Below are 18,391 nucleotides of genomic sequence, written 5' to 3' on the forward strand. Positions count from 1 at the left end.
AGATGCGCATGACATCGGAGCTCTGGTTACCGCTGACGGAAGTGGCTGACGATGCCCGGGACGCCGTACGGGCGTTCCGCGAACTGGGCGGACTGCACTACGGCAGTCTTTCCGTGGATCAGTCCCGCATGAACTTCGTGCGTGCGTGCGAACTGAACGGCATCGCCGCTGACGACGCTGTTGTCCACGACGACATAGCTGTTCCCGTAACAGGCGGCAGCATTCGGGTACGGCTCTATCGCACAAGCAATGTGGAAGCTGTCGTCGGCAATCCGCTGGTCGTCTTCATTCACGGAGGCGGCTGGGTTATCGGGAGTGTGGACACGCATGACGGCATTTGCCGTCATCTCGCACGTCATAGCGGGTGCCCGGTCGCTTCGGTAGAGTACCGGCGATCGCCGGAACATCGGTGGCCGGTCCCGCTCGAGGACTGTGAGCGGGCATTGGACTATCTGGTTGCCCATGCCTCAGCGCTCTCCATCGACGCATCTCGCGTGGTGCTGGCAGGCGACAGCGCTGGCGGCAACATGGCGACGATCATCGCTAATGCGGCGTCGGCGTTAGCGACCTCGATCGTTGGACAAATCCTGTTTTATCCGGTGACGGACCTGACGGCGTCGCTGCCTTCGTATCGACGTATTGAAGGCGGATTTCCGCTCGTGGCCGAATCGATGCACTGGTTCCGCGATCACTACGTGCCGGCCGGCACGCCGCTCGACCTTCCGCGCCTGTCTCCGCTGCTGCATGCGGAGGGCCGGCGGCAGCCGCCGATGTTCATCGCAACGGTCGGGCTTGATCCGCTATGTGACGAGGGCGTTGCCTACGCGTCGTGCGCGGCACGCGCCGGCAGCAAAGTCGAGCATCACCATCTGCCCGGGCATCATCACGGCATCGTTACCGCAGCCCGCAATATCGCGACCGCGAGATATCTGCTGGAGCGAGCCGCTTCCTTCGTTCGGCGGCTTGCCGAAAAACATGGCGTCAATATCTGACGCTTCGACCTTCGCGCGACCTGGCGCCTCGCCGTCCGTGCGACACCGTTTGCGACGAGTAGGCCGGACAGCGTTCTCGCGTCGGGCGAGGTCATCGAGCTTGCGGCGATCGTGATGAGGCGACGGGCGTTGCACGATTATTCAAACAGGACAGAGGAGATTGGGTATGGAAAAGATCTGGCTTGCTTCCTATCCGCCAGAGGTGCCGGCAGAGATCGACTGGAGCGCGTATCGATCCGTCAGCGAGCTAATCGAGGCAAGCTTCGCCCAGTTTCAGGAACGTCCCGCGTTTGCGTGTAACGGCACGCTGATGACGTATGGTGAACTCGACGTGATGTCGCGCTCGCTGGCCGCGTGGCTGCAATCGCGGGGGCTCGAGCGCGGTGCGCGCGTTGCGATCATGATGCCGAATGTGTTGCCGTACCCGATCTCGATCTGTGCAGTCCTGCGCGCCGGCTACGTTGTCGTCAACGTCAACCCGCTTTATACCCCGCGTGAGCTGGAACATCAGTTGAAAGACAGCGGTGCCGAGGCGATCGTCATACTCGACAGTTGTGCTGCAACGCTGGACGCCATCATTGCGCACACGCAGGTGAAGCATGTCCTGATTGCCACGCAGGACGGCGCGTCCATCGCGGCGATCCCGAACGCGCACACGGCGTTTGACGACGCGATTGCAGAGGGCGGCCGGAGCACATTCGCGCCGGTCTGCCCGTCGCCGGATGACATTGCGTTTCTTCAATATACGGGGGGGACGACCGGCGTGTCCAAAGGGGCGACACTGTTGCATCGGAACATCGTCGCGAATGTATTGCAGACGGACATCTGGCTCAAGCCCGCTCGAAGTTGGCGTCCCGACGTGAAGCAGTTCATCACGGTGGCAGCCCTTCCGATCTATCACATCTTTGCGCTCAACGTCTGCTGCCTGCTGACGATGCATACGGGCGGGATGTGCGTACTGGTTCCGAACCCGCGTGACATCGGCGGGATGATCGCGTCGCTCGCCGGATACAAGATCACAAGCTTTCCGGGCGTGAACACACTGTATAACGCGATGCTTCACCATCCCGATTTCCTGCGCCTCGACTTCTCCAATCTGCTGCTGGCCAACGGCGGCGGGATGGCTACTCAGGAAGCTGTCGCAAAGCGCTGGAAAGAGATGACCGGCGCACCGATCATCGAGGGATATGGACTGTCCGAGACATCGCCGTGCGTGACGGTCAACCCCGTTGACCGTCACGAGTTCAATGGCACGATCGGCCTGCCATTGCCTTCCACCGAAGTGTCGATCCGGGACGACGACGGCAAGGAACTGCCGCCGGGACAAGCCGGCGAGCTGTGCATCCGCGGTCCCCAGGTGATGGCGGGTTACTGGCGGCGACCGGACGAAACCTCGAAAGTGATGACCGCGGACGGCTTCTTCCGATCGGGCGACATTGCATCGATCTCCGCGGACGGCTTCGTACGAATCGTCGACCGCAAGAAGGACATGATCCTCGTGTCCGGCTTCAACGTCTACCCGAACGAGATCGAAGAGGTCGTGGCCAAACACCCCGGCGTATACGAGGTCGCGGCGATCGGCGTACCCGACGAGCACTCTGGAGAGGCGGTCAAGCTGTTCGTGGTCAGGAAAGCGCCGGAGCTGACGGTCGAAGACCTGATGGCCTTCTGCAAAGATCAACTGACGGGCTACAAGCGTCCGAAAAGCATCGAGTTTCGCGACAGCCTGCCCAAGAGCAACGTAGGGAAGATCCTTCGGCGAGAGTTGCGGGCGGAAAGGACTTGACATCGCCGGCGGAGGGCGCTTCGCGAAGACTCCTTCTCAACCGACCGTGTAATGGAAAGCCCTGATTCAAATTGTCCTTCGGCTGCATAAGACTGGGAGTCATTGGACTTGGTCATTTGATCATATTCGGGATGACCGCTCGAACTGGGGTCGTATTGCAATGACCTGCTTGCATGTCGGGCGGGATGTAGATGATCTTCCTCGAGTCTCACGGGTTATCGCTACCAGCACGGTTTAGCGTCTCAAATATAGATAGTCAAATGACTAAGTCAGTCGATATGGTCTTGCGGCCTGACGAAAATCTTCAATAACTGGTCATCGGAGGCATCTCATGACTGAGAAACAAACAACTTCGCGCTCGCCTGAGCACGTAGAAGTACTAATTGTCGGGGCCGGAATATCGGGGATTGACGCCGCTTGCCATCTCCGCATGAATCTGCCAGGGCGTTCGTTGGCCATTCTGGAGGCCATGGACGGATTCGGCGGTACCTGGTGGACCCACCGCTACCCCGGCGCACGTTCCGACAGCGATCTGTACACGTATGCGTTCGGATTCCGTCCGTGGCAGGGGCGCTCGATCGCCACGGCGGAGGAGATTCACAGCTATCTGGGCGAGGTCATCAAGGAATACGGGCTCGATTCGAAGATCCGCTACGGGCATCGTGTTCAAACGGTGAACTGGTCGAACGAACACAAGCGCTGGACGGTCGAGGTATCGCGTGGCGATACGGGCGAACGCTTTTCGATGACCACCGACTTCCTGTGGTTGGGGGCGGGGTACTACGACCATCGTCAGGGTTTCACCCCGAAGTGGAACGGGTTTGATCGCTACAAGGGAACGGTCGTTCATCCGCAGCACTGGCCGAAAGATCTGGACTATGCCGGAAAGCGGGTGATCGTGATCGGCTCGGGCGCGACGGCAGCGACGCTGATCCCGGCGCTCGCCGGAACCGCGGCGCATGTGACGATGCTTCAACGGTCGCCGACGTTCTTCACGTCGGTTCCGTGGACGCATCAGCTGGACACCACCCTTCGCGAACTGAACCTTCCCGAAGAATGGCGCGCAGAGATTCTGCGGCGGGCACACCTGAAGCAGACGTTCGACCTGATCAATCTGTCCTCGGCGAACCCGGACGCGGTTCGCGACTGGCTGATCAACGAGATCCGGCAACAACTGCCGGAAGGCTTCGACGTCGACAAGCACTTCAATCCCAGCTATCGCCCGTGGCAGCAGCGCGTGGCTGCGGTCCCGGAGGGGGATCTCTTCGCGGCGATCCGTGACGGGAAAGCGTCCGTCGTGACGGACACCATCGAATCGTTCGACGAAACCGGTATCACGCTGGCGTCGGGCGAGCACCTGCAGGCGGATATCGTCGTGACGGCGACCGGCTTCGACATGAGTGCGTTCGGCCAGATCGCCTTTCAGATCGATGGAGATCCGGTCGACATGACCAAGCGGGTCTCGTATCGAGGGCTGATGATCGAGGGTATCCCGAACATGGCATTCATCTATGGCTACTACCGTTCGAGCTGGACGCTCCGCGCCGATCTCGTGTGCGAATTCACCTGTCGGGTCCTTGCGCATATGGAAAAGGTCGGTGCGAAGACGGTGGAACCGCGCCTGAGAGCCGAGGACGCCGACATGCAGCGGCTGCCCTGGACGGACCCGAACAATTTCAATGCGGGATACGTCATGCGGTCGCAACACCAGATGCACATGCGGGGCGATCGCATGCCGTGGCAGCACCACTTCGAGTACGAGGAGGAGCGCAAGACCATTCCGGAGTTGAGCCCCGATGCCGAAGTCCTGGAGTACCGCTGATCCCATGCAACGTTCGATTACAAGGTGATGTTATGGCACTCGATTTGCATCTCGCTGGTTTTCTCGAATCCTTGGCCGGGTCCGGCGCGAAACCGTTGCCGCAGTCAACGCCTGAAGAAGCGCGTGGACTGATGCTGCATCTGGCTCAGGCCGTTCGTGCGCCGGAGACCATTGTCGATCTCCACAGCGTGGAAGACCTGACCATCCCCGGCGCGTCTGGATCGCTGCGGGCGCGGAGCTATCGTCCGAGCGCGGACACGCGTCTGGCGACGGTCGTTTTTCTCCACGGCGGCGGGTTCGTCATTGGCGATCTGGACACTCACGACAACATTTGCCGGGAACTGGCGCGCGGCGCGAATGCGGTGGTGGTCTCGGTGGACTACCGATTGGCGCCCGAACACCGGTTTCCGGCCGCGGCGGACGACGCGGTTGCCGCGACCAAATGGGTGATCGCCAACGCAGGCGAATTGGGCGGAAACGACGTCGTGGCGGTGGCCGGGGATAGCGCAGGCGGCAATCTTGCGGCCGTCGTGACCCAGCAATTGCATGCCGAGGGAATTTCGCTTGCGGCGCAGCTCCTGATCTATCCCGCGGTGGCACAGGACCGTTCAGGCTTTCCGTCCTTCAAGGAAAACGGTGAAGGCTATCTGCTCGACCTCGAGTCGATTGCGTGGTTTGAAGGGCATTACGTTCCCGACGGCACGAACCCGGAGGATGTGCGACTGGCGCCGATCCATGCGAAGGACTTCGCAGGGTTGCCGCCGGCCGTCATCGTGACCGCGGAATACGATCCCCTGCGCGACGAGGGCGAGGCATACGGTCGCCTGCTTCACGCAAGTGGAGTCAAGGTCGAGACGATCCGGTGCGATGGCATGCTGCACGGCTTCTACGACATGGGCGCGATCTCGCCTGGCGCTCGGGCATGGATCGAGAAGGGCGTCGCAAGCTTTCGCAGGATCCTCGAGAGCGCGCAGCACCATTGACACGTCGGCGATTGCGACTTGATCGTGCGTTGCGCCATTGAGTGGCTGCATGCGGCCCGATGGACGATCTCCAGCGTTGCCGATGCGGCCACAGTGCTGATGCATGACGGAATGAAGCCGGTTGCGCAGCGGCTCGGTGGCGCTACGTGAGCGGTGGAATCGATACATCAGGAAGTTGCTTGTGAAGCGCTCAAGCACTATCCAGGACACAGACCCGTGAACAATTCATTCGATTATCTTGTTGTAGGCGGCGGCTCGGCCGGCAGTGTGCTGGCTTCGCGTTTGACCGAAGACCCCGACGCGACGCTGTGCCTGTTCGAGGCCGGCGGTACCGGCGACGGATGGCCAATCAACGTTCCGGCTGCCCTGGTGCTGATGATTCCGTCCCGGCTGAACAATTGGGCGTTCGAGACCGTGCCGCAGAAAGGGCTGCTGGGCCGGCGCGGCTATCAGCCACGCGGCAAGGCATTGGGTGGATCGTCCGCGATCAATGCGATGGTGTATACGCGCGGCCATCATGCCGACTACGATGACTGGGCCGCATTCGGCAACGAAGGCTGGGCCTGGAACGACGTCTTTCCCTATTTCAAGCGAAGCGAGCATAACGAGCGTCTGAGCAATGACTGGCACGGGAGCGACGGCCCGCTTTGGGTCAGCGATCTGAAGACGGACAATCCGTTTCAGGCGCGTTGGCTGGAGGCCGGACGGCAGTGCGGCCTGCCCGTCACGGACGATTTCAATGGTGCGGAGCAGGAAGGCGTCGGCATCTACCAGGTGACGCAGAAGGATGGCGAGCGCTGGAGTGCCGCACGTGCTTATCTTTTCCCGCATATGAAGACGCGCGGGAATCTGACCTTGGAAACCAGTGCGCAGGTCAGGCGCATTGTGTTCGACGGTAACAAGGCCGTGGGTGTCGAAGTCACGCGTGCGGGGAATGTCGAGACGGTTTGGGCGAAGAGAGAGGTGATCCTTTGCGCCGGCGCGTTTCAGTCGCCGCAGTTGCTCATGCTGTCCGGTATCGGTCCGAAGGACGAGCTTCAGCGTCACGGGATCGACGTCGTAGTCGATCTCCCGGGCGTCGGTCAGAACTTGCAGGACCACCCGGACTTCGTCGTCAGCTACAAGACGAATAGCCTCGATGCGCTCGGCGTATCGATACGCGGAGGGATCAAGACACTGGCCGACATCAGGCAATACCGGAAGTCGCGCAGCGGTACGCTGACAACCAATTTTGCCGAAGGCGGCGCCTTCCTGAAGACGCGTCCCGATCTGGATCGGCCGGACGTCCAGATGCACTTTGTCGTGGGACCGGTCAGCGATCATGGCCGGAAGGTGCAGCTCGGACATGGTATTTCGTGTCACGTATGCGTGTTGAGGCCGAAAAGCCGGGGATCGGTGAAACTGCGAAGCGCGGATCCGCTGGATGCGCCGCTGATCGACCCGGCCTTCCTCGAGCACGCGGACGATCTGGATGTCCTCGTCGAGGGATACAAGCTCACGCGACGGTTGATGGCGACGCCGGCGATGTCGGCGTTCGTGACGAAGGATCTGTATGCATCCCGATCGCGTACGGACGAAGACATACGTGCGCTGCTGCGCGAGCGGACCGACACCGTTTACCATCCGGTGGGAACGTGTCGGATGGGGAACGACGATCTCGCCGTCGTCGACGCTCAATTGCGCGTACGGGGGACGGAAGGCCTGCGTGTCGTCGACGCGTCGATCATGCCGACGTTGGTGGGAGCAAATACCAACGCGCCGACGATCATGATCGGAGAAAAAGCTTCGGACCTGATTCGCGGAATCTCGAGATTCCACGCTGGTGCCGATGTGAAAGCCGGGTTCGCGGTTTGACGTGTGTCTTCTCGCGCCGGCATTCGTCGGCGCGAGCGTCGCGATCGTACGCGGACGTTGAGCGAGCATCGTATGCGCTGCAACGTCCGCTGCAGCAAGGCCAATTGATGCGCCGCTTAGCTGATCGACGCCGGTTCCGTCTCCGGTCCTGCGTGCATACTGGAATGGGGCAGTCATCAGCTTCTCTCCCCGAAGGGCGTCGGTACGCGCCGTGATGAGCATCGTCGCCAATGGGTCACGTTATGTCCGTGATCCGAGCATGTTCACACGCCGGCAAGACCGCGACTCTGAACTTCGCTCATGCACTCCCTGATACTCATCGTAGATGACACGCCAGATATGTCGTCTACGCTCGACACTTGCCTGATCCGCAACGGGTTCCGAACATTTCAGACCACGACGGCTCAACCAGTGCTCGCCGCACGACTGAACCTGAAGCCCGACCTGGTCATTCTCGACGTTCTTCAACTACGTGCGGATACCCTCGAAATACTCGCCAACCTTCGAAGACAGTGCGATACCCCGGCCGTGGTCGTGTCGGAGTGTGATCTGGACAAGGAGCGGGTGCGAGCACTGCATGCCGGGGCGGATGACTACATTGTCAGACCCTTCAACCCGGAAGTGTTCGTTGCACGATTGCTCGCGATTCTTCGGCGATCATGCGCGTTCGCCCCGGCGCGCCGCCTGCGGGTTGGAATGCTCGAGATCGACATGGAACACCATGTCGCGTACGTTCGGACATCCTTCGGTGTTGAGCCCATATCGGTGACACTCGTTGAATTCCGCCTGCTCGCTTACATGGCCAAGGTGCCGAACCATGCGTTTACGCGTATCGAATTGCTCAACGCGTGCATGACGGACGCGAGCGCGTCTACGCGCACTGTGGACGGCCACATGAGCCGCCTGCGGAGAAAGCTGATGGACGCGGGGGTATCTGGCGTATTGGAGAGTGTGCACGGCGTCGGCTATCGCCTTCGAAAACCCTGCTGCCAAGGGAGGTGACGGCCAATGGTATCGACTGCGGTATCGGCTGCAACGCAGCGGGCCGTGTTTCTCGATCACGGCCTGCCGCGCCGCACGAACATTGAATCGTTACCGCGAGACGACCCCGTCGCGGGAGAAAATCAGCCATTTGTCGCCAGACGAGGGTAGCGCGGCCGTATAACTCGTTCCGGTCTCGGTATGCAGGCGCTTGAATGTCTTTCCGTCATCGGTGCTTTGAGCCTGCAACCCGTCGATACCTACCGCCAGGACCGTGGAGCCTCGGTACGCAAGCGCGGTAATGGAATTCCTGGTGTCGAGCGTCGCGCGTGTCCAGGTATGGCCGTTGTCCTCGCTTCGCATCAACGTGCCACGCAGCCCGCCGACCAGCAGCACACCGTTGGGCAGCGCCACGCCGCACCAGAACGAGCCCTTATATCCGGTCTCCACGCTTTCCCACGTGTTGCCCTTGTCCCTGGAAATCAGGAGCTGCCCCTTCTCGGCCGTGGCAAAGATCTCGCCATTGCCGTTCGAGAAGAGGCCGAACAGATTCAGGTCCGACTTCTTGCCGTTCGGGAGAGTGGCTTCCCTTTTGGTCCAGGTCTTGCCGCCGTCATCGGTGACGAGGATGAGCGACCAGAGTCCGACGGCCACGCCGTGGTTGGCATCGATGAAGTGCACCCCGAACAGCGGGCGATCTTCGCCGGTCGCGAGGCGTTGAACCTCCCACGTCTCGCCGCCGTCGGTCGTCTTCAGGATCGCGCCCCAGTGGCCGACTGCCCACCCCCTCCTGGCGTCGATGAAACTGACGGACGTCAACGTCGAGCTCACGGGCACGGACTTGGCCTGGCGGTACGTCGCACCGCGGTTGTCGGACAGCAGGACGATGCCGTTCGCGCCGACACTCACGACCCGCTGGCCGGCCCAGGTGGCATCCAGCACGGCGGACTGGGTCGCGATGCTCGACTGGACGGCCGGAACGGGCCGGAGTTCCGATGCGGATACCGCGCTTGGCGTACTGCCCAGCAGCGCGCCAAAGACGACGGCGCCGGCCGACAGGGAGAGAACCTTGCGATACAGGGTCATGGAATCCTCTTTTTCTTCAATGGGCGAGCAGGCCGGGGGCACGGGCGGGCTTGCGCCGCGGGAAGATGCGCTCGAGCCAGACGGCGAAGGCAGGCAGAACCGTCATGGCCATGACCATGTTGACGATGAACATGAACGCCAGCAGCTTGCCCATGTCGGCCTGGAACTTGAGCTCGGAGAACGACCAGGTGGCGACGCCGATCGCGAGCGTGATCGCCGTAAAGATGGTGGCCGTCCCGATCTCGAGGATCGATTGTTCGAGCGCCTTGACGATGTCGACGCCGTTGGCGAGATGCAGCTGCAGCCGGTTGTAGATATAGAACGCATAGTCCACGCCGATGCCCACCGCCAGCACCATCACGGGCAACGTGGCGACGGTCAGGCCGATCTGCAGTTCCTTCATGAACCAATACCCGATGAACGTGCCGATGGTCAGGGGCAAGCAGCAGGCGAGGACCGCGCGCAGGTCGCGGTACGTGACGAGGACGAGCAGGACGATGGTGGTATAGACGTAAAGCATCATCGGCAATTCGCTGCGCTCGATTTCGTCGTTGACCGCAGCCAGCACGCCGGCGTTGCCGGAGGCGAGCCGGATCTTCACGCCCGGCAGCTTGTTCGTATCGCGGAAATGCTTCGCGGCGTTGATCACCTGGGTGATCGTGGTCGCCTTGTGGTCGGCCAGATAGACGTTCACCGCGGTCATGCTGCAGTCCTTGCGCATGATGCCGGGCGTGCGGGCCACCTCGCCGGCCAGCGATGAATAGTTGTCGGGGTCGATGGGGATCGCGGACATCTTCGGATTGCCTTCGTTGTATCCCTCGTTGTACTGCCGCAGCAACGACGAGAACGAAACGACCGACAACACGCCGGGGACGGCACGCATCGACCAGACGAAGCGATCCTGGTAGGCGCCGACCTCCACATTGTTGCAGGACTGGGACGGCGCTTCGAAGACGATGGAAATCCAGTCCAGGCCGACGTCGTAGCTCGACGCAATCGAAACAGAATCCTTGTTGAAACGGGCATCGGCACGAAGCTCGGGCGCGCCGGCCTGCAGCGTGCCGACCACGCGGTCCCGGCTTTCCCAGGCCGCCACGCAGAACACCACGACGGCAGCCAGCAGGACGATCGCTGCATTGCGCGGAATGGCGACTTTTGCGAGCACGCGGAGCACGCGGCCACGACGAACGGCATGCCGTTCCGCATTCTTTGCGTAATTGCCGTCGACCTTGAGCAACGACGCTGCCAGCGGAAGCATCACCAGATTCGTGACGATCTTGTACGCCACGCCGAGCGAAGCGGTGATCGCAAGCTCGCGCACCATCGGGATCGGAATCAGGATCAGCGTGACGAAGGACACGAAAGCGGTCACGAGGGCGAGCGTGCCGGGAATCAGCAGCCCGCTGAAGCTGGATCGAGCGGCTTGCTCCACCGACTTCCCGTGGGAGATCTCGCGCACGATGAAATTGATCTGCTGGACGCCGTGCGAAACGCCGATCGCGAACACCAGGAACGGAACCAGCACGCCCAACGGGTCGAGCCCGTAGCCGAGAAGATGCAGCGTGCCGAACTGCCAGACGAGCGAAACCAGCGAGCAGGTCAGCGGCAGGATCGTCAGGCGAACGGATCGGCAGTACCAGTAGACGGCCAACGCGGTGAGGAGCAGGGCGATCGCGCAGAACTTCAGGACGGACGACGCGCCGTTTGCAATATCACCAATCTGCTTCGCGAAACCGATGATCTGGATTTCATAGTTCGAATCCTCGAACTTGGCGCGCAATTGCGATTCGAGCGCCTTGTCGAATTCCACATAGTCGACCCGCTCGCCTTTGGCATCCAGCTCGTTGAGATCGGCGGTGACCATTGCGCTGCTCTGGTCGCGCGACACGAGGCTGCCGACGAAGCCGCCCTGGGCAGTCGAGCGCGAAATGGCGCCGACCGTGTTGCTGTCGAGCTGATCGGGCGTCACGGTGCCGGGAATGAGCGGGTCTGCGCGGAACCCGTCTTCGGTGATCTCGTTGACGAATGAATTGGGGGTCCAGAGGGATTGAACGCTGCTGCGAGACACGTTCGGCAGGAAGGTGACCGCTTGGGTGACTTCGTACAGGCGCTTCAACGCAGCCGGCGTCCAGATGCTGCCCTTGCGGGCTTTGACGACGACGATCAGGCGGTTGGCGCCGAGCAGGTCACCGCGGTACTCGTTGAACGTCTGGGTATATTCGTGGCCCAGCGGAAGCTGCTTCTCGAACCCGGCATCCATGCGCAGCTTCACGGCGAAGCAGGCCATGACGACGGTGAAGATAACCAGGAGCCCCAGCACGAGACGCCTGTGACCGAACAGCGCATTTTCCAGCGAATGAAGAATTCTTAGCAGCTTGCTGGGTCGGGCTGCGTCGGAAACAGGCGTTTGATTCATATTGACCTCAGAAATTTCGAGAAGCGACGATTGCCACGAAGTCCCTGTCACGTAGCGGGTTGGCCAGCGGGTTGGTCGGGCCCATGAAACGGGTGTAGTTCAATCCGACCTGCCAGTTCGCCGGGTTCTGTATGAAGTTCACATACAGGTTCATGGCCGTCACGCCGCGCATGAACTGGGCATTCACGTTCGGCGTATTGCCGAAGAGGCCGTATCGGACGAATATCCCCGGATTGACCTGCCACCCGGGAATGACGGTGCCGTCGTAAACCCAGTTGAAATCGACGTCGATCCCGCCGGAGTATTTCGTTCCCTGGGCACTACCCGGCGTGTTGAGTGCGCCGGTCGCGAACAAGTCGTTGAATTCGTTCCCCCACAGAAGCGCGCCAGGCGAAATCGGCGACCCGCCGTAGCTCTTGTGAAGCCCCGGATACGCAATGATCACCGTCTCTGTCGTCAGCGTGGCGGTCTGGGCGCCGAGCAACTTCAGGAACGCTGCGGAATTGCCGGGCTGGAGCGAGTAGAGGGTCGTCAGGTGCCACTGGAATCGCTTCTCGTCGACCCAGCAGTTTCCTCCTTGCGCGACGCATCCACTGGCCGGATTCAGCGGAACGGCGTCTCGCGGACGGTACGAGAGTTCGGTGCCGATCGCCCAGTCGCCCACGGGGAAGTTGGCGCTGACACCGATCATGTGACGGTCTTCCGGAAACCGGAAGACCGTCCCGCCCGTCGAGCTCAGCGAGACTTGCGGGAACTTGTCGTGGTACGCGATCGTGTAGAAACCGAGATTCAGGTCCGTTCCCGCCGGCTGGTAGCGAATGGAAAAACCATACTGCCCGCCGTTCTTCGGGTGGATGGTCGAGACGCCATACGTGTTGTTGCCGGGCCCGACGATCTGATTCGACCAATAGCTGCCAACCGGCGGAAGGTAATTCTGGTTCCAGTTGCTCTGGAAGTACCCTTCGACGTTCACGCCGTGACCCACGCCGGATGCGACACTCACGATCGGCGCGGGCAGGATGATCTCCTTGACCTGCGCCCCGGGCTGGGACGCGCGATTCACGTCGATCGCATTCGTCGCATTGACCCCGCCGATTTCCCAGATGCTTTCGCCCCAGCTGATGACCTGGTTACCCACACGAACGCGCGCAATCTGGTCGCCTACGTTGAACTGCTTGCTGACCCACAGGTCGAGCAGGCGCGGCTTGAAGCGGATGTTCTTCTCGGCATCGGACGGGAGCCCGCCGCTCAGGTTGGGCGAAGGGTTGTAGAACAGGTCCTGTCCGCTGGTTGCGCCTGTCGTGCGGGTACCGGAGTAGTCGTATTGCCAGGTGCCCCGTGCCATGAACGTGAGCCCTTGCGACGGCATCTTCAGGACCAGCTCGTGGTTGCCCTTGAGATAGCTCGTGAACGGATCTCCCTTGCCGTAGTTGATGTCGCCCTGATCGGAGAGGCCGCTCAACTGACCGAGTCGGCCGCCACCTGTCTGAGCACCGGTGGCCACGTTGTAGGTCGGCGAGACGAGATTGCTGCTCGGCGACGCGGTTCGAATGCCGACGCCCGCCGATATCGTCGAATCGAAACTGCCTTCGACGTTTCCGATCGTGAACGTGAAGGCGTGCGCGCTGCCGCACCCGACGGCGACAAGCGCCGCGATCGCCGTGCGCACGAACACCACGCTGGAGCGGGGCTGTAATGAGGAGGTGGTAGCCATTTTGTTTCGGCCCTTGTCAACGCTCGCTCAACGCGCGCAGATTATCGGCGTTGTAGAAGCTCGGCTTGTAGTGTTGGTCCGCCGACGAGTCGACCGACCACTTCGCGTCCCGTCCGGCCGCAAGCATCGAACCGTCCACGAGGTACCGGCCGTCAACGAGGTTGTATTGAGCGAATGCGAGCGTGTCGCAGCTCCCCGTCTCGTACACCGGAATGATGTAACCCTCGCGAACCTTCGAGATGTTGCCCTGCGCGTCGTAGTCCACCGCGCCGAGGTAGCTCCAGCTGTCTTCGTCGACATAGAAGAGGCGCTTCGGAGCGGTATGGCGCATCCCCTGCTTGACCGTGGCTTCCACGACCCACACGCGGTGGAGTTCGTAGCGACGCTTCGCCGGGTTCACGAAGTCGGGGCCGTAGGCATCTTCAAATTTGTCAGAGAAGTCGTACATGCCCAGGTCGTTATAGGTAACGATCATTTCCTTCTTGCCGAGCAGCTTCCAGGAGAACCGGTCCGTCTGTCCGGAGAAGACCAGCGCTTCGTCCATGTTGTACTGGTTGTCGAAGCCGATCTGGGGCGCATCGTAGGCATACGACGGCATGCGACGGGTGCGGCGCTGCCCCGGGAAGTAGTAGAAGACTTCGGTCGGCTTGCCGGCATAGGTGGTAAAGATCGCGGCCTGGCCGGCAATGGCCGCCGGCGACTTGTACGCGTAGTAGGCGTTGCCTTCGACCTGATTGACCTTCGCGAACGTCGTGCCGGCCTTGTCACCCCAAGGCTGGTAGATCCACGCGTCGGACACGTTCTTGATCCAGTCGGACGCGCCCTTGCGCGGGGAGACGACGGTGATGATGTCGCGCATCTCGACGCCGGCGCCGCGGTAGTGCACCTTCGCGTTCCACATCACTTCCGCGCCGGTCTTGGGCGCAGGGAACGGGTAGCCGGGCAGGTGAGCATCGGCGAGCTCCGATCCGTCCGCGGTCATCTTGGCGAAACCCACGTTGTTCTTCGTGTTCTCTGCGACGAAATCGGGGACGCCGCACGTGCGCCGGGACGGATAGACCGGCATCGTGAAGCCCTTCAGGTTCTTCAACAGCGCAATCTGGCCAGGGTTGAGCTTGTCCGCGTACTTGTCGACATTGCTCGCATCGATCGTGTACAGCGGCTTGTCGGACTTGTACTTGAAGAAATCCGCGCGGCGCTTGCCGTAAGTCCAGCCCGAACCTACGTTTCCAACAGGTGCCCATGCGGGAATCCCGTTTGCGGTGCCGGCGACCTCCGCCCCGGACGGTGTATGAGACGAATCCAAACCTTCGGCAAACGTGCTGGTCAAAGTCATCGCGACCGCGGAAGCGAGAAGTGACGATTTCGCTGCCGATCGAACGAGGGAAGGGTATTTCTTGAAAGAAGGCATCTTGACCACATCAATCTCCTTGACCTTGACCAGGTAACGTGAATCCGCCCAAAAGGGTTGGGTATAAGCGAACGCATGCGAACGAATGATCGTCGCCGCAATTGATTCGTAATGCGAAGTTTATAAATCTGCGTTTTGCTGTAATTTGCGTGAATCAACTGCCCCGTTCATCATTGTTGCGTTGATGATCGGGTCGTCCGGCACACCTGATGGTGTGCCGGACTGTGCGTACTACATGCAGCCGATCTTCACTCACCGAAGCCGGATGCGCTCTGTTCGGCAGGAGCGGCTCCTTACGCGTGCCGCCTCCGAATGGCTTGGCTTATGCCGGGATCGACGAGAAGTACTCGGCCGGCTGCGCGTGCCATCCGGCCCAACGCTTTTCCCAATATAGGTTGTGAATCTTCTCGGAGATCGGGCCGGGGCCGTTGCGATTGCCGAGCGGCTGATCGTCGACGGAGCTGATGGGCATGATCCCGCCTGCCGACGACGACGTGAATGCTTCATCGGCTTCGCGCAACTGGGTCGCGGTGTATTTGCCGATGTTCACCTTGAGGCCGAGCTCGGCGGCGATGTCGAACACACTTTGGCGCGTAATACCCAACAGGCAGCCTTCAGCGGGCGTGTAGAGCTCGCCGTTCTTGATGAAAAAGACGTTCGCGCCGGCTGCTTCGGTGAGGTTGTCTTGCTCGTCGACGAGAATCGCCCAGTCCTTTTTCCGCTCGGCGGCTTCGAACAGTGCGAGCTTCATGTCCATCCAGTGGAAGTTCTTGGCCGTGGGATCGACCGCTTTCGCGGAGATGCGGTTGTACCGCTTGCTGATCAGCAGGTTCGAGCCTCGCGTGCGAACCTCATCGTCGGCCTGGAAGAAGAACGGCACGGCAAATGCAAACATGGCGTTCTTCATCGCGCTGCGGTCGCGGCGGTCGACACTCAGCGGGCCGCGGGTGACGCACCACCAGACGTACGCGTCCTTCAGGCCTGCGTTTCGCACGAGGTTGTGGAGAATCTCCTTGACCTGGTCGCGATTGAACGGATTCTCGAGGAAGAACTTCGCCGACGACTCCTCCATGCGGGTGAGGTGATCATCGAGCCGGAAGAAATTGCCGCGCGAGACGGTGACGACATCGTAGGCCGCGTCGGCGTGCAGGAACCCCGCGTCGACGAGCGGGACGGTCGCTTCGGTGATGGGGACATAGTTGCCGTCGCAGAAAGCGCTGCCATCTTCGTAGCGGGGTTCATGCGGAGCACGAGCATGCAACGGGTTCTCATGCATGATCTGCTGTACTTGGATGATTGCCATGGTAATTACCTTTCGCTCCCAGGGGAGAGTTGCCGTTTGGTGTTGATGTCAGAAAGCGACCGGATCGCGGTGCGCTACTTTGCGGATTGCTTACTTCCTGGCTATCCGGCAGAAAGTCTGCCACATGACTTGATCAATTGACCGTGTAGTAGAAAGTATTGCTCGAAAAAGTCCATGTCGATGAAGGTTAACCCTCTGTGATGTTCGCCAGAGACTCGGCCGCCGAGCGGATGTGAACCCGCCGTTGGGTCGGCGAGCCACGCCGGTCTTCGTGGGAAAAGCGACTGCGGTGTGTTCCCATTTCGCCGGAAAGCCCCGTGGCGTCTCGCAATCATTGCCTTCAGGCCGCAGTTTCGGTAGACCTTGACGGGGCCCGAACTGTGGACCGTTCCTTCGAGCGTCTTACTTTGTCTCGCTCATGGCAATGCTGATTATTACGTAGTCGTGTGACTTGGACAAATGATCAAAAAAGACGCTAGTATGGATCGTCCAGGGCGATTTCGATGACTGATGACGTGCCCCGAGACCAACTGACATGGAGCGAGCTGATGCCGATTTTTGAAGCAGATCATCTCCGCCGGGCGTTCATCGGCGGGCGATGGGTGGAGCCGGTGAACGGTGGCATTGAACAGGAAATTGTCGATCCGGCGACGGGGGAGGGCTCCGGAGTCTTGCTGTTCTCCGACGAGGCGGATGTGGACCTGGCGGCGAAGGCGGCGAGCGATGCCTTCGCAACGTTCTCGAACACGCCGCTGGTCGAGCGGCTCAAAATACTCGAGGCCGTGATCGCCGTATACACCGAGCGGTTGCAGGATATGGCGGACGCCATCACGCTCGAGATGGGCGCGCCGATGGAAGCCATTTCCCGTCCGCTCCAGGCAGCGCTGGGACTCTGGCACCTTCACACGACGCTGGAAGTCGCCAAGCAATACCCGTTCGAGCGAATCCAGGGCACATCGCGGATCGTGAAGGAGCCAGTGGGCGTGTGCGGGTTGATTACCCCGTGGAACTGGCCGATGAACCAGGTCATGTGCAAGGTCGCACCGGCGCTGGTGACGGGTTGCACGATTGTGTTGAAGCCCAGTCAGAATGCCCCCTATTCGGCCATCGTTCTCGCCGAGATCCTCGAACAGGCAGGCGTGCCGCCGGGTGTATTCAATCTCGTGCAGGGCTCGGGGCAACGCCTGGGGCGGGCGATCGCTTCCAGTCCGCTCTTCGACATGGTGTCGCTGACGGGGTCGACGAGCGCTGGCGTGGAGGTTGCCCAGGCCGCGGCAACGACGATCAAGCGGGTGACGCTGGAGCTCGGGGGGAAATCGGCGAACATCATTCTGGACGGCGAAAACTTTCAACAGGCCGTGACGCACGGCGTGCTGCAGATGATGGTCAATTCCGGTCAGACATGTACCGCGCCGTCGCGAATGCTGGTGCCGGCGCATCGCCTCGACGAGGCGGAAAAAATCGCCGCGGCCGCGTGCGCGCAGGTCGTCGTCGGCGATCCGCGCGATCCGAGCACGACGATGGGCCCGATGGCGAACCAGCGCCAGCATCGGAAGGTGCAGGAGATGATCCAGGCAGGAATCGACGAGGGCGCGCTGCTCCTGTCGGGCGGACTCGGCAGTCCTCCCGGGCTCGAAAGAGGTTACTACGTCAAGCCGACCGTCTTCAGCCGCGTGAACAATCAGATGAGGATTGCGACGGAGGAGATTTTCGGTCCGGTACTGGTGATCATTCCCTATCGGGACGAATCCGACGCTGTTGCCATCGCCAACGACTCGCCGTACGGTTTGTCGGGATACGTCTATGGAGAATCGATCGAGCAGGCAGAGCGGGTTGCAAGAAAACTGCGGACCGGGATGGTACATTTGAACGGTGCTGCAGCCGATATCGCAGCGCCGTTCGGCGGTTACAAGCAGTCAGGAAATGGGCGCGAATGGGGCTACGCCGGCATCGAGGAATTCCTCGAGACGAAGTCCATGTTCGGTGCGACCCCGGGTGCCGTCAGCTGAGTGGAACCGACGACGGGCGCTCATCTCGGGTGGG

Annotated in this window: 12 protein-coding genes; 7 read left to right on the plus strand and 5 right to left on the minus strand. The window is 61.1% G+C overall.

The features are described from left to right. Positions 1-8: 8 nt before the first annotated feature. The 6 genes from WS57_RS03595 (at position 9) to WS57_RS03620 (ending at position 8,439) form a co-directional block, all read left to right on the plus strand. Positions 9-992: an alpha/beta hydrolase gene (locus WS57_RS03595; protein ID WP_059518805.1), complete on the plus strand. Its 984-nt coding sequence runs from the start codon at positions 9-11 to the stop codon at positions 990-992. Between the two features lie 166 nt (positions 993-1,158). Continuing rightward, complete coding sequence (locus tag WS57_RS03600) at positions 1,159-2,778, plus strand: AMP-binding protein (RefSeq protein WP_059518803.1); 1,620 nt, start codon at positions 1,159-1,161, stop codon at positions 2,776-2,778. Positions 2,779-3,109: 331 nt separating this feature from the next. Continuing rightward, the gene (locus tag WS57_RS03605) at positions 3,110-4,600 is read left to right on the plus strand and encodes a flavin-containing monooxygenase (protein ID WP_059518801.1); all 1,491 of its coding nucleotides are present in this window, start codon (positions 3,110-3,112) and stop codon (positions 4,598-4,600) included. A 32-nt stretch (positions 4,601-4,632) separates the two neighbouring features. Continuing rightward, positions 4,633-5,583 (plus strand): alpha/beta hydrolase, encoded by a 951-nt coding sequence (locus WS57_RS03610; protein ID WP_006498935.1) that lies wholly within the window; start codon positions 4,633-4,635, stop codon positions 5,581-5,583. Between the two features lie 216 nt (positions 5,584-5,799). After that, positions 5,800-7,437: a GMC family oxidoreductase gene (locus WS57_RS03615; RefSeq protein WP_059518799.1), complete on the plus strand. Its 1,638-nt coding sequence runs from the start codon at positions 5,800-5,802 to the stop codon at positions 7,435-7,437. Positions 7,438-7,737: 300 nt separating this feature from the next. After that, positions 7,738-8,439: a response regulator transcription factor gene (locus WS57_RS03620; RefSeq protein WP_059468320.1), complete on the plus strand. Its 702-nt coding sequence runs from the start codon at positions 7,738-7,740 to the stop codon at positions 8,437-8,439. 90 nt (positions 8,440-8,529) lie between these two features. On the opposite strand, the gene WS57_RS03625 is transcribed toward WS57_RS03620, so the two are convergent. The 5 genes from WS57_RS03625 to WS57_RS03645 form a co-directional block, all read right to left on the minus strand. Beyond that, positions 8,530-9,504: a WD40/YVTN/BNR-like repeat-containing protein gene (locus WS57_RS03625; protein ID WP_059468321.1), complete on the minus strand. Its 975-nt coding sequence runs from the start codon at positions 9,502-9,504 to the stop codon at positions 8,530-8,532. 16 nt (positions 9,505-9,520) lie between these two features. Next, complete coding sequence (locus WS57_RS03630; RefSeq protein WP_059468322.1) at positions 9,521-11,920, minus strand: efflux RND transporter permease subunit; 2,400 nt, start codon at positions 11,918-11,920, stop codon at positions 9,521-9,523. Positions 11,921-11,927: 7 nt separating this feature from the next. Further along, on the minus strand, positions 11,928-13,634 hold the full coding sequence (locus WS57_RS03635; protein WP_059468323.1) for a DUF1302 domain-containing protein: 1,707 nt from the start codon (positions 13,632-13,634) through the stop codon (positions 11,928-11,930). Positions 13,635-13,650: 16 nt separating this feature from the next. Next, entirely contained in the window at positions 13,651-15,045 is a 1,395-nt protein-coding gene (locus WS57_RS03640; protein ID WP_034203319.1) for a DUF1329 domain-containing protein, read from the minus strand. 322 nt (positions 15,046-15,367) lie between these two features. Beyond that, positions 15,368-16,348, minus strand: a complete 981-nt coding sequence (locus WS57_RS03645; RefSeq protein ID WP_059468324.1) for an aminotransferase class IV — start codon at positions 16,346-16,348, stop codon at positions 15,368-15,370. Positions 16,349-16,896: 548 nt separating this feature from the next. Between WS57_RS03645 and WS57_RS03650 the strand changes: the two genes are divergently transcribed. Then, positions 16,897-18,357 (plus strand): aldehyde dehydrogenase family protein, encoded by a 1,461-nt coding sequence (locus tag WS57_RS03650; protein ID WP_059468450.1) that lies wholly within the window; start codon positions 16,897-16,899, stop codon positions 18,355-18,357. Positions 18,358-18,391 lie beyond the last annotated feature (34 nt).

Origin of the sequence: Burkholderia pseudomultivorans, from assembly GCF_001718415.1 — a bacterium.
GTDB classification, from domain to species: domain Bacteria; phylum Pseudomonadota; class Gammaproteobacteria; order Burkholderiales; family Burkholderiaceae; genus Burkholderia; species Burkholderia pseudomultivorans_A.